Annotated in this window: 16 protein-coding genes and 2 pseudogenes; 13 read left to right on the forward strand and 5 right to left on the reverse strand. The window is 57.7% G+C overall.

The window, feature by feature from the left end; all coding sequences use genetic code 11:
- Nucleotides 1-491 precede the first annotated feature (491 nt).
- Nucleotides 492-772 (reverse strand): annotated as a pseudogene (locus IVA91_RS36020) (helix-turn-helix transcriptional regulator).
- 100 nt (nt 773-872) lie between these two features.
- Here IVA91_RS36020 and IVA91_RS36025 point away from each other — a divergent pair.
- From IVA91_RS36025 to IVA91_RS36070, 10 genes are all read left to right on the forward strand, one after another.
- Nucleotides 873-1,166: a hypothetical protein gene (locus tag IVA91_RS36025; protein ID WP_247460740.1), complete on the forward strand. Its 294-nt coding sequence runs from the start codon at nt 873-875 to the stop codon at nt 1,164-1,166.
- A gap of 1,017 nt (nt 1,167-2,183) precedes the next feature.
- Nucleotides 2,184-3,527, forward strand: a complete 1,344-nt coding sequence (locus IVA91_RS36030) for an NtaA/DmoA family FMN-dependent monooxygenase (RefSeq protein WP_247460742.1) — start codon at nt 2,184-2,186, stop codon at nt 3,525-3,527.
- A gap of 34 nt (nt 3,528-3,561) precedes the next feature.
- Nucleotides 3,562-5,259 (forward strand): ABC transporter substrate-binding protein, encoded by a 1,698-nt coding sequence (locus tag IVA91_RS36035; protein WP_247460743.1) that lies wholly within the window; start codon nt 3,562-3,564, stop codon nt 5,257-5,259.
- 53 nt (nt 5,260-5,312) lie between these two features.
- Entirely contained in the window at nt 5,313-6,221 is a 909-nt protein-coding gene (locus IVA91_RS36040) for an ABC transporter permease (protein WP_247460745.1), read from the forward strand.
- Nucleotides 6,218-7,081, forward strand: a complete 864-nt coding sequence (locus IVA91_RS36045; protein ID WP_247460747.1) for an ABC transporter permease — start codon at nt 6,218-6,220, stop codon at nt 7,079-7,081. The genes IVA91_RS36040 and IVA91_RS36045 overlap by 4 nt, the downstream gene beginning before the upstream one ends.
- Before the next feature lie 105 nt (nt 7,082-7,186).
- The gene (locus IVA91_RS36050; protein ID WP_247460748.1) at nt 7,187-8,794 is read left to right on the forward strand and encodes an ABC transporter ATP-binding protein; all 1,608 of its coding nucleotides are present in this window, start codon (nt 7,187-7,189) and stop codon (nt 8,792-8,794) included.
- A gap of 594 nt (nt 8,795-9,388) precedes the next feature.
- Nucleotides 9,389-9,589, forward strand: a complete 201-nt coding sequence (locus tag IVA91_RS36055) for a hypothetical protein (RefSeq protein WP_247460750.1) — start codon at nt 9,389-9,391, stop codon at nt 9,587-9,589.
- A gap of 255 nt (nt 9,590-9,844) precedes the next feature.
- Complete coding sequence (locus IVA91_RS36060; RefSeq protein ID WP_247460753.1) at nt 9,845-11,224, forward strand: MATE family efflux transporter; 1,380 nt, start codon at nt 9,845-9,847, stop codon at nt 11,222-11,224.
- Nucleotides 11,225-12,384: 1,160 nt separating this feature from the next.
- The gene (locus IVA91_RS36065; RefSeq protein ID WP_247460754.1) at nt 12,385-13,872 is read left to right on the forward strand and encodes a pentapeptide repeat-containing protein; all 1,488 of its coding nucleotides are present in this window, start codon (nt 12,385-12,387) and stop codon (nt 13,870-13,872) included.
- 193 nt (nt 13,873-14,065) lie between these two features.
- Nucleotides 14,066-14,977 (forward strand): pantoate--beta-alanine ligase, encoded by a 912-nt coding sequence (locus IVA91_RS36070; protein ID WP_247460756.1) that lies wholly within the window; start codon nt 14,066-14,068, stop codon nt 14,975-14,977.
- A 457-nt stretch (nt 14,978-15,434) separates the two neighbouring features.
- Here IVA91_RS36070 and IVA91_RS36075 read toward each other — a convergent pair.
- A pseudogene (locus tag IVA91_RS36075) lies at nt 15,435-16,044 on the reverse strand (DDE-type integrase/transposase/recombinase); the annotation flags it as partial.
- A 280-nt stretch (nt 16,045-16,324) separates the two neighbouring features.
- Between IVA91_RS36075 and IVA91_RS36080 the strand changes: the two are divergent.
- Together IVA91_RS36080 and IVA91_RS36085 are read left to right on the forward strand one after the other, a co-directional pair.
- Complete coding sequence (locus IVA91_RS36080; RefSeq protein ID WP_247460758.1) at nt 16,325-16,780, forward strand: hypothetical protein; 456 nt, start codon at nt 16,325-16,327, stop codon at nt 16,778-16,780.
- A 1,149-nt stretch (nt 16,781-17,929) separates the two neighbouring features.
- The gene (locus IVA91_RS36085) at nt 17,930-18,814 is read left to right on the forward strand and encodes a TauD/TfdA family dioxygenase (RefSeq protein WP_247460759.1); all 885 of its coding nucleotides are present in this window, start codon (nt 17,930-17,932) and stop codon (nt 18,812-18,814) included.
- Nucleotides 18,815-20,035: 1,221 nt separating this feature from the next.
- Here the strand turns inward: IVA91_RS36085 and IVA91_RS36090 are convergent.
- The 3 genes from IVA91_RS36090 to IVA91_RS36100 all read right to left on the reverse strand — a co-directional run bounded on the left by IVA91_RS36090 (nt 20,036) and on the right by IVA91_RS36100 (nt 22,878).
- Nucleotides 20,036-20,482 (reverse strand): hypothetical protein, encoded by a 447-nt coding sequence (locus tag IVA91_RS36090; protein WP_247301049.1) that lies wholly within the window; start codon nt 20,480-20,482, stop codon nt 20,036-20,038.
- The gene (locus tag IVA91_RS36095; protein WP_247460761.1) at nt 20,472-21,443 is read right to left on the reverse strand and encodes a winged helix DNA-binding protein; all 972 of its coding nucleotides are present in this window, start codon (nt 21,441-21,443) and stop codon (nt 20,472-20,474) included. The genes IVA91_RS36090 and IVA91_RS36095 overlap by 11 nt, the downstream gene beginning before the upstream one ends.
- A gap of 76 nt (nt 21,444-21,519) precedes the next feature.
- Nucleotides 21,520-22,878 (reverse strand): hypothetical protein, encoded by a 1,359-nt coding sequence (locus IVA91_RS36100; RefSeq protein ID WP_247460763.1) that lies wholly within the window; start codon nt 22,876-22,878, stop codon nt 21,520-21,522.
- A gap of 835 nt (nt 22,879-23,713) precedes the next feature.
- On the opposite strand from IVA91_RS36100, the gene IVA91_RS36105 reads away from it, so the two are divergent.
- A complete protein-coding gene (locus IVA91_RS36105; protein ID WP_247460765.1) occupies nt 23,714-23,959 on the forward strand; it encodes a hypothetical protein in 246 nt (81 codons plus the stop codon).
- Nucleotides 23,960-26,025 lie beyond the last annotated feature (2,066 nt).

Here is a 26,025-nt window from a genome sequence, read left to right on the forward strand (position 1 = left end):
CCCAGAACCGAACAAGAGCCAGGTTCGTGTCACGATTTCTGATCGTTATCCGTTTTCTTGACTAAATGCTCGAGCGGCTCGCTCCGAGCCACGACGAATGTCTCGGCCGGTTCTTGGCCAATTGGTTCGGATCGCGGTGGTTCTTCGCCCGCGGATGCCGCGGCCCTCAGCGGAATCAACCGCATCATGCGCGTTGCCCATTCCTTAGATACGTGCCAACCGGCGGCAATTCCACGGAACGCACACACTTTGGCCGATAACTAATTTCAAAAGGTGAGCCAACATCAGAAGAGGCAATCAATATTGATTCAAGCGGAGGAAAGGCGCGAACAGATTCACACAGTGGGATTGCGTCGACACTCCAACCCGCTGAAGTATTGTTGCCGAAGGCTATAAGAATCTCTCCTGCGTGAAACCTTTGCGATTCCGCAGCTTTCGAAATTCCCGTCCAGCAAATTACAACGTTTTAGCGAACTCACGCGAGCACAGCGCTATTTCTTCTTGTGGTGTGGACGAGCCGGGTTGCGACCTTTGCGCAATGTCTTATGGGACGTTGCTCCTTTGGCGGTTGGATAAAGAACTCAGATAAATGGACGCCAAGCGATTTAGCGATCCGATCGAGCGGATCGATTGTTGGATTCGCATCTTGCCTCTCAACAGCGCCCGTGTATGAGCGGTCAATGTCCGCATCGTAAGCCAATTGCTCCTGCGGAATACCGAGATCCACGCGAATCCGCCGCACATTCCAGGCCAAAAGCGCACGAGCTTTCATGCGCTAAAGCAGCCATTCGATGGGCCATCAAACCACCGACTATAACCGGTCTATTGTTTCAAGTTTCGCAAAAGATAGCGAACTCGCCGCGTGAGCTTACATGAAAGAGCCGGCGTTAGACCCAGATGCCGGGCACGCCGCGCGGAATGAGTTGGTGCTGACTTTCTATGACGACCAGCATCTGGACGTATTTGGCGACTCCTCGATGCGCAGGCCGATGGCACCAACTGAGAAGAAGTTGCCTAGGATGGTATTGCTTCTCGCCGGCCTTGCAGCCCCGGTTCACCTTCCGCGGCAGCAACATCGCGGCGATCCCGGAAACCGCCTGGAAGGAAGTGGGATTCTTGGCGACGATCCGCGTCCGGGGCAGCGAGGTCGTGTCGCGCGATTTTGACTTGACCTATGGGCCTAACAGCGCGGCGTCACGCTGGGTTTTCATGGGTGATCAGCGCACTGGGCTGTGGGCGTCACGCGCTCTCTGGCCTGCGCGGAGCATGTCGCCACCTCTGGGCGGGCAAAAACGTGGCCACGTCAGACACCGCGGTGCGCAGGACCGAATAAAGATACGGAACGCATTGCGAGCTACGAGGGTAGTGCTGCCAGTTCTCACGCAATACATCGCAAAAAGAAGCGCATTCAATCGCATTATTTGATGTTGCCGTCGGATCCATACTGCCCAGGCTTGCAACTATTCGCCAGCGTCAAAGTTCTGCTCCACACTGTCGACTCAAATGCACGTCTCCCATCAGAAGTTTGTGCATCGATCCTGCCCTTACGCTTCGAAGCAAGGTCTGACAAAACGAAGGTCACAGCATCAGCGGAGTTCGCGCAACTTGACCATGTGGCCAATGCATTCAAATGAATCGAACAAGAGCTCGTCTTAAGAAAAAGGATACCAAGTGGCGGCAGTAGATTGAAATACTCAACTATTGCGTTCAGATGCTCGTCACAGCTACACGTGTCCTATAACGAGCTACGCTTTCGTTGGCTGCGGCATCCAAGGACACTGTTTGATGCAATCTGCGATGCAATTGGGAAGCACGGCCTTGCGCACGCAATTCGTCATCGTCTCTCGCGCATGTGCGTCCCGCAGACTGTTGCTGCGAGCCCTTGAGTGGAAACCCGAACGGAGCGCGCCGCTGCGGAGCCAGATCAACACCACAATCAGGATCATTCTGGCTTCACCTGATGCCGTCCGCCGTGCCAAGCGGCCGAGTATTGGCCAGCGCAATGCCCAAGTCTTGCCTATGAGGTTGCTGTCTCGAAGCGTGGTCGCTCGCGGCCCTTTCGGGCGCACTCTGGCCAAGCCTCCGCCAGGGGGCGAGGTCAGTAGCCGAACAGCGTGACCAACATCAATTTGTCATTGAAGGCGTTGCCGGCAGCTTCGAGGTCGCCGCATTTGGGAGTGCCTATGTCTTCCGTCATCCGCACGCTTCATCTTGGCCTCAATCTTCACGGCGCGGGCGGTCACTCCGCAGCGTGGCGTTGGCCGGGCACCAACCCAAGCGCCTTCTTCGACATCGGGCATTACGTTCGTGCTGCGAAGATTGCCGAGCGTGGCCTGTTGGATGCGGTGTTTCTAGCGGATACCCCCGCGGTGCCATTCGACATCACTCGGCAGCCGCCACTCAATGGGCTTGAGCCTACGCTTGTGCTTTCCGTAATCGCGCGCGAGACAACGCGCATCGGGCTGATCGCAACGGCGTCGACGACCTACAATGAACCATACAATCTGGCGCGCCGCTTCCAGTCGCTCGATGTCATTAGTGGCGGCCGAGCGGCCTGGAATGCGGTTACGACATCCAGCCCAGCGACGGTAGCAAACTTTGGTGGTCGCCAGATCGGACGCGAAGAGCGCTACAAGCGCGCCGAGGAGTTCGTTGAAACCGTCCGTGCTCTTTGGCTGAGCTGGGGGGATGGGACCATTGTCGCTGATCAGGCATCTGGAGTTTACGCCAATACCGATCATTTCCGGCTGCTCGATCCCAGCAACAATGCGTTCGCAATCCGAGGCCCGCTCACCCATCCCGGCTCGCGCCAGGGCTATCCCATCATCGTCCAGGCTGGAGGCTCGGATCCTGGCGTGCGCCTTGCGGCGCGCAGCGCCGATGTCGTTTTTACCGCAGCCGGGGACTTGAAAACGGCAATCGGGGAGTCCGAGCGCCTGCGCGCGCTCTCGCGTCAATTTGGCCGCCGTGCAACTCCACTCATCCTCCCCGGCCTCGTCACCTTCATCGGCGGCACGGAAGAGGAGGCACAACGCCGAAAGAAGGAAATCGACGCGCTGCTTGATCTGACGCGCGCGATGGACGCCCTCGCACGGAGCATGGACGTGCCGGTCGAAAAACTCAGCCTCGACCGGCCCATTCCCGAGGAGCTCTTGCCCGATCCTCACAATGTTGCGTTCTCGGTCGGTCATCACCGCACGTTCGAAGCATTGGCGAGGGAAGGCCGCACGGTTCGCGAGATCATCGGCAGCGTTCAAGCGTTCGGTCATCGCTTGCTCGTCGGTGCACCCGAGCAGATCGCCGATTCGATCGAATCATGGTTTCGCACAGGCGCGGTCGACGGCTTCAACATCATTCCAGACGTGCTGGAAGACGGCGCGACGGCGTTTGTCGATCATGTCGTGCCGATCCTACAGAGCCGCGGTCTGTTTCGCACGGAATACCAGGGGGAGACACTGCGCGAGCACCTGGGAATCCCTCACCACGACGTTGCTGCCGAGACGTTGGCAAGGCCGTCGTCTCTGTGACGCAATGTTTGTCCACATTCACCGGAGTTTGGAGATGTCTGTTATCGAACGCACGAGCCTTTGGCGTCTCGGCATCCAGCCGAACACTCGAAGAAAGCAAAAGGCGACGGCTGTCCTGTTGGCGGTCTCAACGCTCCTGCAGATCTCGACCATGGCATGCTGCTCTGCCCAAGAGGCGTCAGCCGGCGGACCGAAACGAGGAGGCATCATTCGCTACGGGCATTTTCAAGAGCCGCCCTGCCTGTTCGGGGGATGGGTGCAGCAGTGGTATCTTCAGCGGCAGTATAGCGACAATCTGGTTGCTCGGAGGGAAGATGGAAAGATTGTGCCTTGGCTCGCAACGTCTTGGACAATCTCCGACGACAGGAAGGTATACATCTTTGAGATCAAGCCAAACGTCAAGTTTACCGACGGGACGCCTCTCGATGCACAAGCTGTTGCCGAGAACATCAACGGATGGCTCGGCAATGATCCGGATCGTCGCAATCCGACTGCCGCTCCTTACCTCGAAGACAGCTTCGAATCGGCGACAGCAATTGCCCCTCTCACGCTGCAGATAACGCTGAAGACGCCATTTCAGCCGTTGCTCAACGTTTTCGCGCAGTCCTCCCAAGGCATTTTGTCACCAACTGCGCTCAAGCGCGGACTTGCCGTGAACTGCAACAGCCCGGTCGGGTCAGGCCCGTTCATCGTGGAGAAATGGAATCACGGGCAGAACGTCGTGTTTCGCCGCAACCCGGATTACAATTCGGCACCAAGTCACGCCAAGCACCAGGGGCCGGCTTACGTTGATGGCATCAACTGGAGGTTCCTTGCGGATCAAACCGTCCGCTATGGCTCACTGCTGACGGGCGAATCTGATGCCGTCTATGATATTCCGGCAGTTGCCTGGAAGGACGCCAATTCCCGCTTCGCCGTCTTGCGGCATATAACAGGCGGCACCCCTTTACGCCTGGCGTTGTATACGGCACGGCCCCCCTTTGACGATGTGCGCGTCCGCCAGGCTTTTGCATACGCTGCTGACCGAAGAGCCGCCGTCGAATTGTCCTTCCTCGGCGCTTTGCCATTCGAGGCTAATGGAGCGCTCAGCCAGAGTTCGCCGGAATATATCAGCGGGCTCGGGCGGTCCTATGGGTATGACGTTGGAAAGGCCAATCAGCTCCTCGATCAAGCGGGTTGGACTGAACACAACAAGGACGGCATTCGCCTCAAGAATGGCAAGCCCCTCGTCTTGCGAATCTCCTATTCGAGTGCCTTTCTAAAGCCCGATGGCGAGCAAGCATTGCAGGTCATCCAGCAGCAGGCAAAGGCTGCCGGATTCGATGTGCGCCTTCAGCCGACGAACCAGGCGGATTTCTTTGCCGGCAAGAATCTCGGTCCGAACGACTACGAGGTCGTGCTCCTCTATTGGGTTGCACCCGGCGCAGAGATCTTCCGCATTTCATGGAAGCCTGATCGGAACGTTCAGCGGAACCGCTATAATCCGTCGCGCTACCAGGATGAGGCCCTGTGGAATGTCATTCAGACAGCGGAACAGGAGTTCAACGATGGCGGGCGGACTGCGCTTTATCAGGAGGCTGAACGCAATATCGTGGAGAAAGCGGCCGTCCTAGGCTTCACGGTGCTTGATGTCACATTGGCGACCAGCGCAAATCTGAAGGATGTCTCGCTGGACCGCGGGTCGGTCGGTGAACCCGTCTTTTATGACGCTCATTTCGTCGACGTGAAGTGATGCGTGTGAATAGCGCAGCTCATGTTCGGATAGGCTGGCTTGCGGACAGGTTCGTGTCCGCTGCGACTGTGGTGTGGCTTGCTGCGACTTTCACGTTCCTTGTTCAGTGCCTGATGCCCGGCGACCGCGCCCAGATCATCATCAACATGGCGAGTGGCAACGTTGGAGAGGCCTCTCCAGCAGAGCTCGCCGCGGTCAACGCAAAGTACGGCTTTGATCAGCCACTCGTTCTGCAATACGGCAAATACATATGGAGCATCCTGCATGGGGACCTTGGCTTGTCCTACCAGCAGCATCGGCCGGTCCTTGACATCATCGCAGAACAGATTGGGCCAACCATCATTCTGGCAGTTGCGGCGCTGATTGCGGCATGGGTCATCGCGGTTCTGACGACCGTCCTCGTCGCCGGCCAAGACAACATGTGGTCAACCTTGCTCAGCGGAATACAGGTGTTCCTGGCGACTGTGCCACCCTACTGGCTGGCTACGATCCTCCTCGTTGTGTTTGCGGTGCAGCTTCGCTTTGTCCCGGTCATCGGGGGGAATTCCCTGATCGGGCTCGTCCTTCCAACGATTGCGTTGGCTTTGGAATTGTCGGGATTTTTGGGGCAAGTCGTTCGCAGCGAATTCACGCGTGTCCTCGAGCAGCCATTTGTCATCTCGGCGCGGGCACGAGGTATGGGTGAGCTCGGCGTCAGGTTTCGCCATGTCCTGCGTCATGCAGCGTTGCCCGGCATCACTTTATCAGGCTGGGCGATCGGAAAGCTTCTTTCCGGTGCGATTCTGATTGAGGCGGTATTTGCGCGTCAAGGCCTTGGTGGAGTCCTTGTCGCTGCGACGTCCTCTCGAGACGTTCCAGTCGTCTCGGGGGCTATTCTGATCTCCGCCGGCCTGTTCGCCGTCACCAATATGCTCGTCGATCTCACCTACCGAATCGTCGATCCCAGGATCAAGATGACATGAGCACGGTAGGTGACTGGAGCGCGTGTTCGCAGCTGATAGAGGCGTCGGCGATCCTCCGTCGTATTCCTCTTCGGGTTCACGTAGCTCTGATCGTTATCGGTTTCTTTATTGTCGCGGCAATCGCGCCGAGTCTGCTGCAGACGCACGATCCGCGCGCGATCGATTTGACGGCACCATTGCAAGCTCCCTCATTCGCGCACTGGTTCGGAACGGACCAATCAGGCCGGGATATTTACTCCCGAATTGTCGAAGGAGCAGGCCAGTCACTCACCATCGGGCTTGGCGCAACTGCGCTGAGCATCGGCGTTGGGCTGGTTTTTGGCATCATTGCCGGCCTTTTGGGTGGCGCGCTCGACAATGTTCTCAGCCGGCTTTTGGACGTGCTGTTCGCACTTCCCACGCTGTTCCTCGCGCTTCTGTTCGTGAGCTTGTTCGGTCCATCGGTGCTGACCCTCGTTATAGCGGTCGGAGTTGGCACAGCTCCGGGCTATGCTCGGATGATCAGAGGACAGGTTCTGTCTGTAAAAGGGGCGCCTTATGTGGAGGCTGCCAAGGCCCTCGGCCATCCTTATCCACGTATCCTATGGCGGCATATCATTCCGAACGCAATGAGCCCGCTCACGGCGATGATGACGCTTGGCGTTGGGCAAGCGATCGTCTGGGCGGCGGGTGTTGCGTTTCTCGGTCTCGGCGTCGCTCCCCCGGCGCCTGAATGGGGCGCGCTGCTAAATGCTGGGCGAAACTATGTGATCTTCGCATGGTGGCTTGAGATCATGCCGGGCATTGCCGTGGTGTCGTTTGCTCTCGGCCTGACTGTCGTCGGACGCTATTTGCAGGATCGGCTGGAAGGAAAGATCTAAGTAATGCTCCACGTTCCTAATCGACAAGTGCCCCCGCAGGCGAACCTTCTGACAGTCGATTCACTCTGTGTCTCATTCGGGCGGGATCTTCCTGAGGGAACAGCCGTGCGCGGCGTCTCATTCTCTCTCCAGGCTGGGCGCTGCCTGGCCATTGTCGGAGGGTCCGGCTCCGGCAAGAGTGTGACTTCGCGCGCCATTGTCGGTCTTGCCGGCCGCCGGGCTCATGTCCATGCGCGTCAACTGACCTTCGCCGGCACCGATCTCACAGCTCTCGATGATCGCAGCTGGCGGCGCGTCCGCGGCAAGGAGATCGGCTTCGTTCTGCAGGATGCACTCGTCGCGCTCGACCCGCTACGTCCGGTGGGCAAGGAGATTGGCGAAGCACTGCGTCTCCACCGTGCGGTTGCATCAAGCGAGGAGCTCGAACGGCGCGTCGTCGCACTCCTTGAGCTCGTCGGGGTGCCTGAAGCAGCGGTCAAAGCCCGGCAGCTGCCGCATCAACTATCCGGTGGCCAGCGCCAACGCGCGCTCATCGCTGCCGCTCTGGCCCTCGATCCACGCATCCTGATCGCGGACGAGCCGACCACGGCTCTCGACGTCACCGTGCAGGCGCAGGTGCTGGGATTGCTGGAAGAGGCCAAGTTGCGGGGCAAGGCGCTTCTCCTGATCAGCCATGATCTGGCGGTTGTCTCCCGGATAGCTGACGAGGTCTTGGTCATGCATGAAGGCGAGGTCGTCGAGCGCGGACCGGCAGACCAGGTCTTCCAAGACCCTCAGCACACCTATACCCGCCAGCTTCTGGATGCGGTGCCCTCTGCGCGCCTGCGCGGCTCTCGCCCCTCGCGATTGCCCGCTGCTCGGGCGTGGAAGCCGCCGTTACGGTCTCAGGAGCAATCACCATCGACATTCCCTTCGGTCGTGCTCAGCGCGGCACATCTTGTGAAGCGATTCAAAGGACCAGATGGCGTGCTGCGCACGGCCGTCGATGGTATCTCCTTTGAGCTGCGATCCGGCGAGACTCTGGGCGTCGTCGGGGAGTCCGGATCTGGCAAGTCAACGATGGCACGATTGGCGCTGGCGCTTGACCCACCCGATGAAGGCGCCGTTCTGTTTCAAGGTCGGGCCTGGACCACGCTCACCGAACGCGACCGCAGGGCGCGGCGCCGGGCCATCTCGGTCATTTACCAGGATCCTCTCAGCTCCTTTGATCCGCGCTGGTCTGTGGGACACATCATTTCCGATAGCCTCGCAAGTGACGTGGAGAGCAGAGACGAGCGCTATGAGCGCGTTGTCGAGCTTCTTGATCTGGTCGGACTATCCCCAGCCCTGCTGGATCGCCGGCCGCTCGGACTCTCGGGCGGTCAGCGCCAGCGCGTTGCGATCGCCCGTGCGATCGCTCCAAGGCCCGCTGTGATCGTCTGTGATGAACCGGTCTCGGCTCTCGATGTCTTGATTCAGGCGCAAGTGCTGGACCTGCTGACCGATCTCAAGGCGCATCTCAACATGAGCTACATCTTCATTTCGCATGATCTCGGTGTAATCCGCCAGCTCAGCGACCGCGTCATGGTCATGCGCCAAGGGCGCGTCGTCGAGACCGGCACCAGGGACGAGATATTCCTCAATCCGCGCACCGACTATACGCAACGCTTGCTCGCAGCAGTCCCAAGCCTTGCGCGCGGCGGGGTGGCCAATCGTTCATTCAGCCGCGTCTAAGAAGACGCCGGCATAGATGGGCTCGTTTCAATGCTCTGTGATGAACGCCATTTCGACGATCGGGCCAAGGCCTTTGGCGATTGAAGGCTCGAAGGCGCGTCCTTTAGGCGGCACAGGCGATGCGGGCAAGCTTGTTGGCGAGTGCGATCGCCAGCGCCCCCAAAGGTCACGAGCGCCGGGCGCGGAAGTACCTCATCCCCTTCTTCGGCAAGAAGGGCCTCTCAGAAATTACTGGCGTGAACGAGTACCGCATGCATCGGATTGCAGATGCCAAAGAGGGGTGGGGAAAAGCGCGACCTTCCTAGCTCGTCCTCAATGTCTTCCCATATGCTGTTGTAGTCAGTCTATTCGTGCGTTGGTGAGCGGGAGGTTGTCACATCCGCATCCGCCTGTTGGGATTCCTGCGGTGCAAGTTGCCGAGCATCTAAGCGCTTTGGGCTCGTCCATGATGCGACTGTGGGATTTGCGACTATGCTGTCGGGCCCAGGACACGTGCGCTTGAGCAAATAGCCTTTACAAGTCAAGCTCTCGTAGTTGGCACGAGCCTTGAAAAGGAGCTGTCATTCAGCGTCGCATGCTCGAGGAATTGCAGTGATGGCTCACAAGATGAAGGCCTCTCAGTTCACCTATGCCGCGCACGGTTCCGTCACCGTGATCGACCAAACCAATATCGCGGTTCGCGCCGACACCGATCGCCCGATGCCGATGACCGACCGTTCGGCGTGCCAGCCACCTGCTGCGTCTTCTTTGCGCTTAACACGCGCCAAAAAGTCGATGCGATTGCGGAGGCACTGATCAAGTTGCTCATCAGCGGGCGAGCAGCCGTCAGACCCTAAGCCCAACGGCAGGTCTAAGCCGACGCGCGCCTCCACTGTGAGGCGCAGCTGCCCAGGCGGGCCGCCTGTTTCGGCATCGGTAGGCCATCACGAATTCAGGGCGGGAAAGAGCATCCCACTCGGCGGAACAACTCGTTTGCGGACGGGGCAGATCGAGCAGCAATCCATGAACAAAATAGTCGAAAGAAAACCAGGATCAGCTTTGCGATACGCAATGACGAGACGAGCGGCTGGCCAACACCTCACTGTCGAGCTCAGCGAAATTGTGAAGCTCGCGTGGCCGATGGTGTTGACCCAGCTTGCGCAGGTCGCGATGATGACGACAGATCTTGCCTTTATCGGGCACATCGGGCCTGAGGCACTCGCCGCGGCCGCCCTGGCCGTCACGCTCTATCTCGTCAGCTTCACCTTTGGCGCGGGCCTGCTCGCGCCGATCGCACCTTTGGCGGCGCAGGCCTATGGCGCCGAGAATCATGCTATGGTACAGCGCGCACTGCGCACGGGGCTGTGGGCGGCGCTGATGCTATCGTTTCCGATCATCGCGTTTGCGTTTGGCGGGGAGCAAATATTGCTCGCTTTCGGTCAGGCGCCAGACGCGGCGCGGCTCGCCCAGCAATATCTGTTCGGACTGGCCTTGGGCGTGGTGCCGGCGCTATGGCTTCAGGTCATCCGTAATTTCATGAGTGCGGTCAATCGGCCGGAGCCGATCTTGTGGATCACACTGGCGGCTATCCCCCTCAACGCCCTGCTAGTGTATCTGCTGGTCTATGGGAAGCTCGGGCTGCCGCGGCTTGAGCTGTTCGGGGCCGCGCTTGCGAGCACGTTGGTGAACTGTGCGATGTTCCTGGCCGGTTTCTGGTTTGCCACGATGCGTCGTCCTTTCCGTGACTACCACGTGCTTGCAGATCTCTGGCAACTCGATTGGCCCTTCTTGCGGCAGCTGATCGTGATCGGAACTCCGATTTCAATCGCCTCCTTGATGCAGTACGGAGTTTTGTCGGCTGCCGCGCTCCTGGCCGGCCTAATCAGCACCAGTGCACTCGCTGCTCATCAGATCGCGCTTCAGATCACCGTGATTACATCCATGATCGCTTTCGGCATCAGCATGGCGGTGGCCGTGCGCGTTGGCCATGCGGTCGGCCGCAGCGACGGTTCCGGCATCCAGCGGGCCGGCCTGGCCGCGATACTGCTCGGTACCCTCATCGCTGCCCTGCTGACGGTTGCGGTGATCGTCGCGCGTTTTGAGATCGCCGAGCTGTTTCTGGACAAATCGGCCGGAGATGCCGACGCAACGATCGGACTGACTGCAGAGCTCCTTATCGTCGCAGCGAGCCTTTTTGTCACTGATGCAGCGCAGAGCATTGCGGCGGGCGGTCTGCGCGGACTGAAGGACACCCGGGTGCCGCTTCTGTTCGTCGGCATTGCCTATTGGCTGATCGGCTTCTCACTTGGCTACGTGCTTGGTTTGAAGATCGGGCTTGGTGCAATCGGTATCTGGATTGGCTTGTCAATCGGGACAACCATCTACGCGGGGCTCCTCGTCCTGCGGTTCCATCTGCTGGCGAGCAGGCGTGCTCTCAGAGCCGTTACTTGATGACGTGAATCACGGTTATTGGCGTGATAATCTTAGGAATGCGAGGCTACTTACTCAGTGTGCGCTCCGCCTTCATACCGAGGCAAGCCGTTTGGTTCGGAAGAAGATGCTGAACCGCGTAGTCACCAGGAGTTGCGGGCCTTTCTAAGGCACATCGAAACGAATGTGCCGGCCAACTTGGCCCCATCTGGGCAGCACTCCACTGAAGCATCCAAGGTCAGGACCTGGCTCGCCCGATGTCCGCGCTGGCACGTTCACTTCACACCACCCATGCCTCCTGCCTCGATCAGGTCGAACGCTTCTTCACGCTCATCAACTAACGCGCCCATCCGGCACGGCCGACGTCGTAAAAACAAGCGGCAGCTTTCTCCGCGCTTGCGATTTCACGCCCCTTCATGTGGACCGCTAGTCCCAACTCCACCCTTCAGTACCTCGCGCGACTTTGTCGGCGAACTTCCGGGACGGAACTGCGTCGCCGGGATGAAAACTGAGGAACGGAAGGCGGGCGGCGATTTGTGGCTCAATGGTCCGACATCTGGAGAATGCGCGTACGTGCATCGAAGGCAACTATTACTCGATCGTCATAGAGAGCGACATTGGCTTTGCGGTCGAAGGCATAGAGAACAAGCGGGACTTGCCGTCTCGAGCGTTGCGAACCATTGTCCGGTTTGTGACAGAGACGCGAGTGCTGTCAGTTACGAAATTCTGGCGGCGTCCGCCGCGCCGTTTCTGGACACGCATTCAACGTCAATTCAGGATAGGTGAGGGCTGGCACAGACATTGCTATTGAAGTGCGTCGTAAAGGCCGACTGCTAGAATAACGACTGCATGAAATTGTGGAGGTACCCAAAGTTGCGGCTTCTTCGGTCTGCTGTCGCCACACTGATAAGTATCCGAATGGGGAAGTCGTGGGGAGATCAACTCCGTCTGCCACAACTTGCTTAGGCTTATGTGCGTGTCGGCTCGTGATGGCCCAATTCCAAAGGGCCGGCCAGGAAATTTACACCCTGATGAGTGATGATGCCTGTGTCGCAGAAAGAAATCCAACGAGCGTATGGGGCGCATATCGAGGCTACCTGAAACACGCAGGCGATGCAAAATAACGCCCGCACAGGAGGCTGAGAAAGTGCGCTCGTCATCGAGAATGGAAGACGTCGACAGTGACGCAAGCCACCGATACCAATAGCCAATTCAACGTGCATGAGGAGCTGGGAATCCGTCCAACGACGATAAACCAATCCTCGGCAGATGGTGACTTTGTCCGCTACTGGAGCCGAAACAGTGATCGCGCGTCCGCGTTGGCTGCGGTGGGAAAGCGAACCGAGGAAGCGATCAAGAAGACCGGCATCGGCCTGCAGCTATCCTGCGAGAACTTTAACGGTCACGATCTATCCGGATTTCCATTGCGGCGATGCATTCTCAATCGTGCGCAACTTCACGGAGCGAAGCTGGATGGAGCCGATCTGTCCGAGGCCAACCTTATCTGCCCAGGATTAGAGCGAGCAAGTTTCCGCGGAGCCAAGCTCGATTTTGCGTATATGCATGCAATTGCCGCTCAGGTCTGCAGTTTCGACGATGCAAGTTTGCGCAATCTCATCGATGCAACAGGTAGCCTGTTCCACGGATGCAGCATGAGGAGAACGCGTTTCGACAATGCAGTCCTAAGTGGTGTCCTCTTTTATCAGTGTGACGCAAGCCAGGCTGTCTTTGATGGCGCCGAACTGCAAGGATCGACCATCAATGAATGCTACCTGCCTCGGTCGTCCTTCCATTTTGCCAATTTGAGCCAGGTTACAATGACCAAGGCGCATCTCACCGGCAGCTCCCTTCTGCAGTCAAGGGGAGAGTGTCTATCGATCCTGCGCCCCACTTCGGTCGATGGTCTTGTTCTAGAGAACGCTCATCTTCCCTATTTCAGGCTTTCAAAGGCGAGCGGTCGCATCCTGGCCAAAGCGCTGGCCGCCCCCTTTTCGGATTTCAGCCTCTCAAATCTTGCAAAGGCAGAGCTTGAGGAGGCAGACCTATCTGAGGCGCGACTTCTGTCTGTGAATCTAGCCAGCGCCAACCTCGTCGGCGCGGTGCTTAACGGAGTGTCTGTACGCTCTTGCCAGCTCGATGGGGCTGATCTATCTCGCGCATCAGGAGAAACCATTTCGATCACCGAGAGCACGATGCGCTACGCCCGATTGGGCGGCTTTCGTGCGCGCTGTGCGTTTATACGCGACTGCGATCTCGATGATGCAGATTTTTCACAGGCGTATCTCTATCGATCAATGATTACAGGTGATCCTCCGCAATCTATGGCCTTGAATCGCGCCAATTTCGAAGGAGCAAACCTTGTTCAGTCATATATTGCAGCAGGAATGACCGGCAGCAACCTGGAGGCCGCCCGTACCGCATATGTTCGAATGAACCAATCGTCCCTCCGCAAGGCCAACTTGAGTGGAGTTACGCCGTTCCAAGCAAGCTTTGTAAAGACTGCTTTTTCGGATGCAGAGATAACGACTTTTGAACCGCCGTTCTTTGCCGACAGGTGTCCTGGGCTCCAGGCCGCTTTGGAGGGGGTGGAAGATCAGAAATACAAACCTTCAGAGTATCTGGCTGACTTCTCATCGCTAATGAGACGCGGTCGAGAGGGATCGAGCTGATTTAAGCCGAAATGCGCATGGCGATCTAGACCAGCTGTCATCCCAGAAGGAAGATGGAAGAGCACGATGCGCCCCGCTGTGGCGGCGCTCCCAGGCGCTCTTGCGCGGCCAGTGTGAGGGGTCGCTCTCAGCACGCTTCCTGTCTGATCGAGCAGCCCAGCTGCTGTGAATCAACAAGAGCGGAGCAGGAAATATGCATTTAGCGTCTCTTTCAGCTGGCAAGGCCTTCATTGCGGACATGGCAAGACGAGGTCGAACGATCGGCACAGTACATACTCTGGGTGCATTGCATCAGGGGCACGCGGAATTGATCAGAAGGGCCGCAGTCGAGAACGATGTGGCCATTGTCACGGTCTATCCGAACAAGATCCAGCTCAGCCCGGGTCCTGAATACGAGTTCAATTTGGATGATGACATTGCGCTTGCGCTAGGAGCGGGCGCTTCTGCTGTGATTTCGACGACGAACGCGGAGATGTTCCCGCCAGGATATCGAACGTTTGTGTCTCAAGGGGATTATCCGCTGCGTGCGAACGGGCCTCATGGGCTCCTCATGGAAGGTATCACCGGATGCATCCGATGGATCTGTTTCGCTCGACCATCTCGCAGTTATTTCGGCTTGAAGGATATTGGACAGGCTCTTCTCGTAAAGCGAGCGGTGGCAGATCTGCTTCTTGATTGCGAGATACGATTTGTGCCGACAGTACGATACAAGAATGGAGTGCCTATTTCGTCACGTTTGCGACACTTCAATCGTTCCGAGCTGGACGAGCTTTCGTCCCTCTTCCTGGCGCTGGACCACTTGAGAAAAGAGGCCGCGCGGGGAGTATCTTGCGCCCAAGACCTGATAGACTCGGCAAGACCGCTGATCACATTCCGACGGTTTGAATTGGAATCTCTTCGCATTGTTGGCGCGGACAGCTTTGAAGATCAGAAGCAGATCGAGCTTCCCTTCATAATCAGTGGAGTCGCCCTTGGTCGCGGCCTCAGAGTGCCTGACAATATCTTTGTACCGGATCAAGATTCACTTTTGCATGGTCCTGCTGATATATGGATCGACTTGCCCGAAAGGTGGGAATCTGGCGATCATGTACAGGCGCGGGCTTGAAGAGATCAGCGGCGGTTCGCGCATTGGTCGCCCAATCGGCTAGGCGGCTTCGAAATGTCATTCCAACCTGCTGCCTGTCTCTGGCGAGTTGCTCTCGCTCCAGCCGAAGCTCTTCGGCTTTGCGCGACACCTGGAAATCCTTAATTGCCCATTGCTCCTCGAAAGGCTGACGGGTCTCCGGGAGGAGAGAACCGCAAGGGACTCTGTGAGGCGAACGATGTTCCTGCCGTGCATTGATTCGGTTGACCGCAGACCTGGTTGGCGGATCACGTGACGTTGATCGCGCTATTCGCGCACTTCCTCTTTCGCGGCGACTTTCATGACCGAGCAGGTTGCTGACCTATACAGATCGGGGAATTGCAGCATGGGCAGAGTGTCCCCGTTGGAATGTCCCTCCAGTGAAATAGAGCTGGTCCCGGTTGTTTCCGCATCGATAGATGGGACCGCTGCTGGGGCGTTAGGCTGCCATACGGAATGGCAGCGGGTAAAGTAGGCTTGATCCGGCGTGCTGCCGCCATAATTGGAATGGGGACGCCTACTGTTATGGAAGTTGAGATATAGGCAGATCGGGCTGCGCGCCCGGCTGACGCTGTCATAGCGGGCACATCTCCTCGTGTTTGACGTTGCTCCAGAGCCGTTCCAAACACGTTGTCTCACCATGCGCCGTTCCGTCCATGCTGATCGCAATACCGTTGTCGGCGATCACGCCGGTAAAAGCCTGTCCAGTGAACTGAGAGCCTGAGCCGTGTTGAAGATGTCCGGCTTGCCGGGACGAGCCAAGGAATACGCCAGCGTTCGACGCAGAAGTTCATGGTGATCGACAGTCGCCACAACAGACCGCGACGTGCTGCGCAGTCCAACACCACAGCGAGATCGGCGAAGCCAATCGCCATCAGAATGTAGGTGATTTCCATCGCCGGACTTGGTTCGGTCGCGTAATCTCCATGACGCGCAGCAGATATGGATGGATCTTGTGGCCGGGCTCGGGTCTGGTGGCGCGCGGATGGCGATAGAGCGTCTATCCCAATCCGCCGCATCGCCGTCTTCACATGCTGGCGGCCGATCTTGCTCTCTGAGCCGTCGTTCATCCCTATGGTCGAATTGATCGAGGTACTCTCCAGCAGCATTGAGCTTCATTCCACCGAGTAGTCGCTTTCCTACCGGGTCGCCTCGAATCGGAAACATGCCGATGTCACTGTGAGGCGCACCCATCCGAACAACAATCGAGGAGCTTGAATCGGCCGTAGGGTCAGGTTGTACAACACGACGGCGGGATATCCGCGGAGCATAGGCAATGAAGCAGCTCTCTCTTGTATGATACTTTATGTTGTTTGCGGACTGCTTGGGTTGAATGAGATTGCGCTCGCGGACTCAACGCGGCGCTACGGTTGCATCATAGACGGCACCGATCGAGAGCCGACAGGCGATCGGAATGGGCGCACCATTGTCAGCCTTCAATACACCTGCCGCGTCGCCGATGGTCTGTTGAAGGACGCGGGAATTACGGGACTGTCGGTCAGCCAGTGGGACAGTGAGAAAGGAAGGTACTTGGCTTCTATCGACATTTACCGTGCGCTCCACGGAATTGCGGTTGGTCAGGTGTTGGAGGGGACCGGTTCCTCTGTCACGGAGGACAACAGGGCTGTTGGCATCGCAGCTTCCGGCAAGATGGTGTTTAAGTTCGCATCCGGATCGTTGGCGGCTCTCTCAGGAAGAACCGTAAAATTCACGACCAAACCCGTCAGTTCTCGTCAATTCGAGATGGAATTCACAGATTGGCCTGAAGCCGCTCACCCGAAATGACTCGCGTCGCGATAACGGTCATCTCGTTTCTAAAGGTCGAGTCGAGCTGTGAAGTCGCGATGTTTCCATTCCTGGCTCCGCGACCAAATAGGGTGGTGAAGTGGAGCTGGCACGTCGTGGCGCGCATTGGCGAACGTAAAAGGCATTTTGTGAGATACAATCAATTCCGAAATAGAACGTCAATGGAAGCCGAGACGAATTAGCACGCCTTGGTGTGCGTTGCGTGCACGGGTCCTCCGCCGAGGTGGTCCGCGGCTGGCGGTGCGGGCCGTCTCGGCTTTCCGAGAAGAGGCTTGTCACGGCGCTCAACGTATCGGACATTTGTGCGAGCGATGCACGTCAAGTCGCGACTTAATTCAATCCTCTAGATTGGCAGCGATGTTGATATCCAAGCTATTGACACAAGTCCCAGTTCACGTTGAAGCATCCTCCTGAAACGGAATCCCGCAAAAGGAGTGATATAGCCCGTTGTTAAACCGCAGCGGGAATTGATATCGCGGATAAGATTGATCTCTCGCTTCGGGACTGCGCGCCTGCTCCGTATGTGACAGGCGGATGAAACCGTCGCGCAAATTTACTAAATTCAATACGACGGAACAAACGTATTTCTAACTTGCAAATTGCATATGGAAATATGATTAACTTGTGGTAGAAAGGCGCTGCGTAGTCGCGCTGATTGATGAGACCGCGAGTATCCGCTTCGTCCTCATAAGCTCGAATGTACCTGTTGCGGACGTGTGAAGAGTTGCCTTCCCAAAAATATCTTTAAGCTTAGCTCCCGGACAGAGCGAACATTTCTCATCGGCGAAAAGAATGCTGGTTTCGTTTCATGGACTGGACATCTGTTGACCGTATGATTGCGATGTAAGAGCGAGGTATCGATCATGTTGCACGTCGATCCCGGCACCGCTGCCCGTCGACTCGTCCTCTGGTCAGAGGCGATGCAAGAGTCGGAGCTGTGCGCGACAGAGCGGGTCACACGATGGTCGTGGTCTGCAGCCCAAGATGCATTGCAGCCTTTTGTGGCGAGTGCTGCAACACATTGCGACCGAGTAGGGTGCATCACCAGGCCGACTTGGGTGGCTTCTGTTGTCGGTCCCTCGACCGAGTCGTCACGCAGCTTTGTTCGCGCATCACGATAGCGAGAGAATGAGCATGAGCAACATGACAGATAACATTATCCCGCGAGCGGATATCGTCAAATCCACGGCCCGGCTCGGTGCCGAGATCAAGAACGTCAGACTATCAGATGAATTATCAGACGAGATGGTCCGGGCTATTAGCCAGTTACTCCTTGAGCACAAGGTCATCTTCTTCCGTGATCAGGGACATCTCGATGATTTCGAACAGCATCGCTTTGCCCTCAGGCTTGGTTCGCTGGTAACGCCTATAGATATGAAGCCGGATCGTCGCAGCGGTCATGCGGGCCAGATGCACACGGACGTCAGTTTCGGTGACGAATGTCCGAAGATCTCGGTGCTGCGCGGCGTCGTGATCCCGCCTGATGACCGTGACACAGTTTGGTCAAGCACTGCGGCCGCGTATCTTGATCTTCCGGAGCCGCTGCGGATGCTGGCCGACAATCTCTGGGCAGCGCACTGCAGCACCTATGATTTCACCTTGACCAGACACTCCGCCGAGATGGATGCAAAGCAATTTGGTGATGTCTTCACCGGAACCATCTGCGAGGATGCGCGTCCGGTTGTTCGCGTCCATCCCGAGACGGGCGAGCGCTTGCTCGTGCTCGGAGAGTCCGTGAGGAACTTCGTCGGCCTGGAAAGATATGCGAGCCAGAAGCTGTTTGACCGCCTTCAATCTTACCTCGCCTCGCCCGAGAATAGCGTAAGATGGAGCTGGAAACCAGGCGACGTTGTAATCTGGGATAACCGCGCGACCCAGCGCTGCGCCATCGGAAAATCCAGTGACCGAGATGGAGTCGAGAGGCGTTCTATCGATGGCGATGTACACCTCAGTATCGCTGGTCCTCGCAGCGTGGCGCGCTCCAAGCCAAAGCTGCAGACGAAGGCTGCCTAGTGTGGCCGCTGATCTGGTCTATCGCCATAGAAGGAAGTGATCTGAATTGAGCGTCATCAACGCTCTCCTGCGCGCAATGAGGCTGAGTAGCTGATGCGTACGCCTTGGTCTGTTGTTTCCGACGTTCACGACGATGCCCCACTGAAGCTCGAATGGATTCGTATAAGGCACACGCATCCAAATTGTTGGTACTCCTCATGTTCGCCTCCGAAACGAGCCGCTCTCTTGCGTGCAGTGCTGAATGAAGTTGGCAGAGAACTCCCGGCTGATGAGACTGGCACCCGGACGCACGTAGCTTCGAGAATCCTCAAAGCTGCGTCACGAGGAGAGACGTCCATTGAGGTCCTCAAGCAAATCGGCCAGACGCTCTCCGACGATGTGGCCTCAGAAGGGCTCCCACTGTGTTAATCCGGCAGCAGTGATTGGGGTGGCGAGCTCACAGGAAACCAACATGGATTGACGACATGTGCGCGAAAAGGCGAGCCACCGCGCGACTGATCCGCAGCGACGATTGGCTCGAGATCAGGCAATTGGCTGCCTGCAAGCCAGTAGGTTACCGCATCAGGTGCTGAATTGAACCTCTTCTTCGCCGTTCGTTAAGAAGCTATTTTAGCCCTCGGCGAATGATTGGTGGCCGCTATGGCTGCGGTCAAGGCGACGCATCCAAAAACCCCCAGCCAGGCGAAGATGCTATGAAAAGTTCATGCGCGTCACTGCTTAGGGTTGACGGCGCAGGTTCGCACATCTGGTCTTGCCGAGCAGGCTCCATTTACAAATCATGTGATCTCCGCTGCGCGTGCTATGGTCTAGCCGTTCACGAGCAGTGCGCTGATGCCTTGTCACACCGCGCGTACCCGCATTGTATTTATCGCAAATCTCAAAGGCCGGCCCGACCGCAGACAAGTACGGAGCCGCGGCGAGCCATTCCTCGATGATGGGTTGTAGGGGTCGAGCATCGATGGCACTTAGCTGCCCGATGAATGCCCCGCTGCTTACCAACTTTCCAGCCATCGCCGAGCTCTCGGGCAAGGGCGCCACGACGCTTTGCGCACCGGCGCGATAGTCATCGCTGGCTTTCGAGCCCGCTGATCGACGCGCTTGCCCAGCTCATTTTGAGCGTCCCGCATCTGTGCCAGCAATGCCACCGGATCAAACGTGCGGTAAATCTCCTCGCTGGCGGTAGCCTTCGATCTGATCGGTACTTTAAGACTCAAAGGGCTCTCAGCCGATTTTTTCCAAATCGGCCAGGCACTTTTCCAGGTTGCCCTTGGCTTCGTTCAAGAGCCTTTGCGTTTCACCAAGTCGCTTGAAGTCAGGTTTCACTGGGCCGGCAGCCACGGCGCTGAAGTGTTGGCAAACAGTCGTGAGATCGTTCGATATGTCCTCGAGAACGAACGCTATATTTTCGAGGGGCACGAGCTCCGAGAAGAAGCTCTTCGAAACAGGGTCGTCCTGGCCGGTGGGGCCCTCGAACTTCACCTCGACGAATGGAACGAGGACATGGCGATTATCACGCGCAGCTCTGCCTACACTCATGACCAGCGAACTGAAGGTTGATGATATGTAGGTGAGCCGGTCGACGAGGGCGCTTCCGTATAGCATGACGGCATCGGGGTCGCTTTGCGGCTCATCTGGGCTCAAAGCACCAAGATCATCTTCAGTCGACATGTTCGCTCTCCTCGCCGTATGGATGCAGTATCCCCACGGGGAATGAGGCAGGTTTCGGATTGCTCACCGCCTCTATCGTGTAGAAGCCATGAGCCTCGGCCTTTTTTGCCTGCACAACCCTGACTGAAAACCCTCGATATGAATTTTTTGTTGGAGCCTTCAAATATCCGGGAGCTGAAGGTGTTGGTCCGTGAAGATGGAGCAAATAATCTTCAATCGCGCGACGAATGCCTACAGCACTCGCGTTCCGTAGCCCCGCGGAATCATGAGTGTGCACCGAGCCGTGTATCGCCAATTTGAAGAAATCCCGAAGAACATCCGCGTCTGCTACAACGTGCTGAGGATGAGCGGCTCCGACTCGCGCGAATGTCTCTCTCACCTGCGCGGGTAACCGGTCGCGGTTCTTCGTTTCGCGCTTTTCGCGCCTTTCCAGCTCGAGCAGGCCGCCACGGGTCACGGCGAAAAGGGCAAATTTGCCTTGGGTTGTTCGTTCGACGAGCCGCGCATTAGTCATCAAACGAAGAATCCTGCTGAGATTGGCATCTCGCAGATGTAGTCTCTTGGCGATCGCCGCCTTCTCCATCTGTCGGGACGGCGTGTCGCGGAGCAATCGAAGTATTGGCACTACGTGCTGACGATGCAGGACCTTGCTTGGACGTGCGAGCTTGGACGTGTTTATCGACATATGTAGAAGGTCGTAGAATGCTCTGAAGCGCTCCGCATAGGCAGTATTCCGCGCGCCAAGCGTTGCGCTTATCCGTCGCAGAATATCGAACCATTCTCGTAGCTCTTGGTCACGCCGCCGGCTCTCCAGGGTGTTCCAAACCCACGCTCCCAGAGTGGCGTAGAGGCGCTCCAGGCTTTTTTCAGATCCCTCTTTGAGGAGCTCGGAAATGACGTGCCTGGCTTCGCTCGCCGTCGCTTCGCCCGCCTCTACCTTTTCCAGTGCCAGATCCGACATGGGCTAGCCCTACATCACAACGGTTAATATCGCTTTACAACGCTTTACTCTGATTGTTAGTCCCGGAATCTAGTTGTCAAGAGCCCCATTTGTAGGCGGCCCAAACGGTGTTCTGGCCGAGTTCCTTGGCCGAAACCGCGGCGGGCTCTTTGAGCAGGGGTAATATGGTGCCTATTCGGTGATCTATGAACGTCGTCTGGGTCGGATGCTGCACCACGAAGCTGCGGGTACCGAACCTCACCTCAACTTGCGCCGCGGTGGTCTGGTGGCCCTGCATTGTGCGGTCGTTACCCATTGACGGGACGAGCATGACGTCGACGTCGAGCTCACTAAAAGGCGTGTGGCACACGTCACAAAAATCCAGGCAAATGGCGACGCCGATCAATGCGCCTTCTGTAGCAAGGACACATACCCGGTCGCCAGCCGTGATATTTTCCATGCCCCAACCATCGTCGGCGTAAGGCGCGATCTTGTCGTAGCTCAAGCGCTCCTCTCCGTAGCCGTCGTAGATCCGGGCCCGGTTGACAATCCCGTGGTCGGTTTTCTCATGCCAAGTCCCTGGGATCAGAATTTCGGGCGCTTCGAGCTCGTCCGTAACATCCCGGTCTCGAATGAGCTCGACGATCTTCGCACGCAGTTCCGGCGAGACAGTTAGCTCGGGCCACACAACTGCGATGCAGTTCTCCTTCAGGGCCTGAGCAATCTGCTCAGAAATTGCGCCGTCTGCTGACGGCGCTTCAACGCTGGCGACCCTGAAACGCTTATCGCCTGCTATGGAGCAAAACTCTGGCTTGAGCTCTAGGGCCTTGAACAGGCAAGCACCCATCTTCCATTTGCGCGCGTCCGAAGCCGTCGTATGCAACGTGCGAGTATCCACGACCTGGACAGGGTAGCCCTGTATCACAGCAGGCAATATTCGATGGAAGAGTAAACCCCGCTTCGAGTAGGCCTGAAGCCTTCGAGCTGGGCGCAGTGCGCTCACGCCTTGCCGCGGAATGAACCAGCATCCAAGCTGCTCGAGGTGCCACTCACTCGGCGCAATCGGCCACTGCGAACGCCGCTCAGCAAGCACCCTGTCGATTTCCCGGATGAGGCCGCCCATCCTTGACGCCGCCAGCTCAGGCGTCTCATCGGACAACGACCACGAGAGATGGCCGTCTCCTATTGAGGAGGCGAAGCTCTCTCGTGCCTCCTCGATTCGCTTTTCCGTGAGATTCCGATAGGCCTTGTGCACGCTTCCCGGAGCATTCCTAAACAACATGTCGAGCTCGATCAGCGCTTTCCTGAGCTCATCCCGACTGGCATTCGTGATCAGCTCCTGCCGCTCGGCAAGCTCTCGCGCTCCATTCTTCCAGGCGTCAAAGGCTGACGTTTCGGCTTGGCTATCCACGGGCCCAGGCAAAGTTTTCGCAAATCGATCAGCAATATTTTTCATCGATAGGCGTGCGCAGACGATTTTGCAATCCACTCGACTGGTTGCTCACACTTCTCGGTCCTGTGCCGAGCGCCAAGCCTTTTCGTTTCCGGAGATGTGCAGAGCCGCGGGGAAAATCTGCGCAAACCACGGCGGTGGCAACGAAAAGCTGCATCCTTCCTGTGCGAGGAAAAGCCGTGGCACCTCGGGGCATGGCGTTTCTATCAGCGCCGCAGCTACTTCGCGGTCCAGATTACTGAGACCTGTTAGCTGTAGGCGACTGCGGTTGATCCATAATTGGCGAGTTGGATTCAGGCGGACTACTTTCCAGCACATCGCAGCCAGTATGCCGGAGAATGCGGTGGCGCAGTTGCGTGCTCATCGAGGCGTCCGAACGGGTGCGCGGCTGCTGATCGAGGGATCGCCAGATGTGCTCGATCGCGGCACTCTCTTGTTGCTCTCGAAAACAGGGCTGGCATTTCAGCGATGCGAATTGGTCCGATTCGATGGCTGCGAAGCCGCTGTTAGTAGGCGAGCGCACAAACTGCTCGCTCGCGGAGCAAAGCAAGGCGCGCGCCGCGCGCGACGTATGGATGACGCGATCGCTTGAAGGGAGCGCGAGAATACGTTCACGGGGCGAGTCGAACCATAGTGATCACGAAAAGTGCTACCCGCGTAGTCCTGACGGAACGAGCCACGTTTGCACAGGGTCGGTTCTGTCATACGCGGGCTCACCGTATTCGGGCATCCCTCCATCCTGTTCCTCGTGCCGTTGTCGGTGAGGGAGGCGGCTCCGAACTTCGGCTTGACCGATCCGGTTTTCCTGCCGCCGTTCTCGTAGGTGACCGGCGGGCGGATGGCAGCTCCGCAAACAGAAGAATTGTACGACGACGTCTCGGCGAGCGTACTGCGTGCCTTGAGCGGATTTCTGATGTCGGTCGCCTTGATCGTCCCGCTTGGCCTCGGCGTCGGATGGTGCGCCCAGCTCCGAAATCTCCTGAAGCAGTTCACCGAGATCTGCCAGAACACCGCATCGCTCGCGGTACTGCCTGATCTTCATCCTGTTTCTGGACGTTCGCGAGCTCTCAAGATCACGATGTGATATATATATATATATAGCTGCGCCCGGTCGCTCCTGCTCAACACGATCGCGGCGGTGAAGCAGGTCGAGCCGCTCCGGATCCGGCGCGGACGATGCGCGCGCCACCGCAGCAACTGTCCGCGGTGATCCTTCCGGCGGCGCTTCCGACGATCGTCGTCGGCATTCGCCTCGCGAGCGCCTCGGTCATGCTCGTGCTCGGCATCCGAGATGGTCGGTGCCAAAGGGCTATTTCATCATCAACAGCCAGCACAGTTTTGATCCCGCAGATGTACCCTCGCGATTACAGTCGCCGAGCTTACGTTCAGTGCCATCCTGCAGGTGATCGAGGGACATTTCACGCCATGGAAAGCGTGGCCTCTGCTTAATGGTCCGCAGAGCTCCTATACAGCGGGCGGACGAGCTCGTCGCGCCATTCTCGAACCGGGTCTGGATGTACCAGCCATGTCACCCACGATCCTGAAGCGCGATCGTATCAGCTGGTTGCTTCCGACGACGGAAGCGATGGAAAAAAATAGAAAGGGGGCGATTGGCCTCACTGACTGCGGGATGCGTCCGCGCCCATTCTGGCCGCACCGGAACGGTGATCGTGGCCAGTGGCACCCACGCTCGTTCGAGCGTCACCGGATCGCGTAACTGGGCGACTGTGTCGGTGCGAATGTCCAGCCACTCGAACGATCGACCATGGACAGTGACTAGCTGAGCGGGCCGGAGTGTGGCGAAATGATCTTGACCAGAAACCCTTATCACTCGACAGACTCGAATTCGATGTTCTAGAGGAGTTCAAGATGATGTTGCCACACTGTTCAATTACGGGAAGTAGTGGCTTGACGGTCCCCGGCCGGAAGACCGCTAGAGTGGCCGCCCCATGGCACCCCGTTCCGTTCCTAGAACAGAAACGCTGTAGTGAGGGTTTCTTTGTCCAGAAAGGCTTAGTCGGCGTTGTTTGCAACGGCAATACTGCCTCTGAGACAACGATGCGTGCAGCTCCGATTGTCCTGCGCGTACGTCTGACCTTCGACGAGCTTGATGCATGCGATCTGATCTTCAGTCCGCCCCCTAGCGTGGAGCGAAGTGATTGCGGCACTTCGCCCCACAACGCACGTGCTCGCCCGGCTCACTCGAGAGTGCACCGGAGTTCGTGTCGCGACATGCCGCCCTCGACGAGGCGACCACCCGCCTGGATCGAAAGTGATGAGAGCTATGCCTTCCGGTTTCTTTTGCCGGCAGAAAGCTTGGATCAGAACTGGCGTTTGGTATCCCAAACGTTTTCTGGGAAGCTCCCACTGAGCGTCAGTCCGGTCGCTGTGGTTCCAGTTCGCCGGAGCTGCCGCAGCAAGCAAGGCCAACAGAGCATAGCCGAGCCCCTGGCAAAATCGGCCTGACCTCGCAACCTGATTTCGCCGCGATCAACCCACCCCCCGCAAAACAACGCGAACTCCGCGAAAAAGTCCCTTGCGTGTGCAGTGCGGTCGTGTATTGTTGCAGTGCGGTAGCGCCTCGCGCGACCGCCGTCCTCCTTGGGCGTTTCCTCCCTAGACTTGGGCCGCTTGTCATTCAAGTGGCCCTTTTTTCTTGCCAATCATTAGCTGGTCTGTCGATCGGCCTTCGCATTTGCGACATAAACCTGACAAGGTCTCAAAGCCGAATTGTCTGAACCACCATTTTTTGCGAGCGCCTCCTTACCTATGCTGAGCGCAAATTATGGTGGCGCGGAGCTTTTTTGATCCCCTAGCCCGTTTCGTTCCAGTTGCGGATTGAATTGCCAATCCTCTGGGAGATCAGGAATTCGTGCGTCAGCGGTACGCTAAAGCGCGACGGAACTCCGCGCGCAACTCACGTCGAAGAACATCCGGCAGGAGCGATCAAGGCAGGTTTCCCAATCTGCTGCCTGAGCGTGCACTCAAGCTGCGGCAACACCATGCGCGCTCACAAGTGGTGTCGCGTTGGATCGCGCAATGGCGCTCTCGTTCCCAAGCCCGCTCAAGTGAGCGCGCCACAAGACGGTTCTCGGGCTCGACGGCGTCATACTGACGCCGGGCGCGCTCGGCCTCGTAGCGGGCGCGCTC

Origin of the sequence: Bradyrhizobium sp. 153 (assembly GCF_023073835.1) — a bacterium.
Lineage (GTDB): Bacteria > Pseudomonadota > Alphaproteobacteria > Rhizobiales > Xanthobacteraceae > Bradyrhizobium.

Coding starts and splice junctions, on each gene's coding strand:
- IVA91_RS36055 (WP_247460750.1), top strand. CDS start 9,389: ATGGCTCACAAGATGAAGGCCTCTCAGTTCACCTATGCCGCGCACGGT.
- IVA91_RS36030 (WP_247460742.1), top strand. CDS start 2,184: ATGTCTTCCGTCATCCGCACGCTTCATCTTGGCCTCAATCTTCACGGC.
- IVA91_RS36070 (WP_247460756.1), top strand. CDS start 14,066: ATGCATTTAGCGTCTCTTTCAGCTGGCAAGGCCTTCATTGCGGACATG.
- IVA91_RS36085 (WP_247460759.1), top strand. CDS start 17,930: ATGAGCATGAGCAACATGACAGATAACATTATCCCGCGAGCGGATATC.
- IVA91_RS36100 (WP_247460763.1), bottom strand. CDS start 22,878: ATGAAAAATATTGCTGATCGATTTGCGAAAACTTTGCCTGGGCCCGTG.
- IVA91_RS36060 (WP_247460753.1), top strand. CDS start 9,845: ATGACGAGACGAGCGGCTGGCCAACACCTCACTGTCGAGCTCAGCGAA.
- IVA91_RS36090 (WP_247301049.1), bottom strand. CDS start 20,482: ATGTCGACTGAAGATGATCTTGGTGCTTTGAGCCCAGATGAGCCGCAA.
- IVA91_RS36045 (WP_247460747.1), top strand. CDS start 6,218: ATGAGCACGGTAGGTGACTGGAGCGCGTGTTCGCAGCTGATAGAGGCG.
- IVA91_RS36035 (WP_247460743.1), top strand. CDS start 3,562: ATGTCTGTTATCGAACGCACGAGCCTTTGGCGTCTCGGCATCCAGCCG.
- IVA91_RS36105 (WP_247460765.1), top strand. CDS start 23,714: ATGGCAGCTCCGCAAACAGAAGAATTGTACGACGACGTCTCGGCGAGC.
- IVA91_RS36025 (WP_247460740.1), top strand. CDS start 873: ATGAAAGAGCCGGCGTTAGACCCAGATGCCGGGCACGCCGCGCGGAAT.
- IVA91_RS36095 (WP_247460761.1), bottom strand. CDS start 21,443: ATGTCGGATCTGGCACTGGAAAAGGTAGAGGCGGGCGAAGCGACGGCG.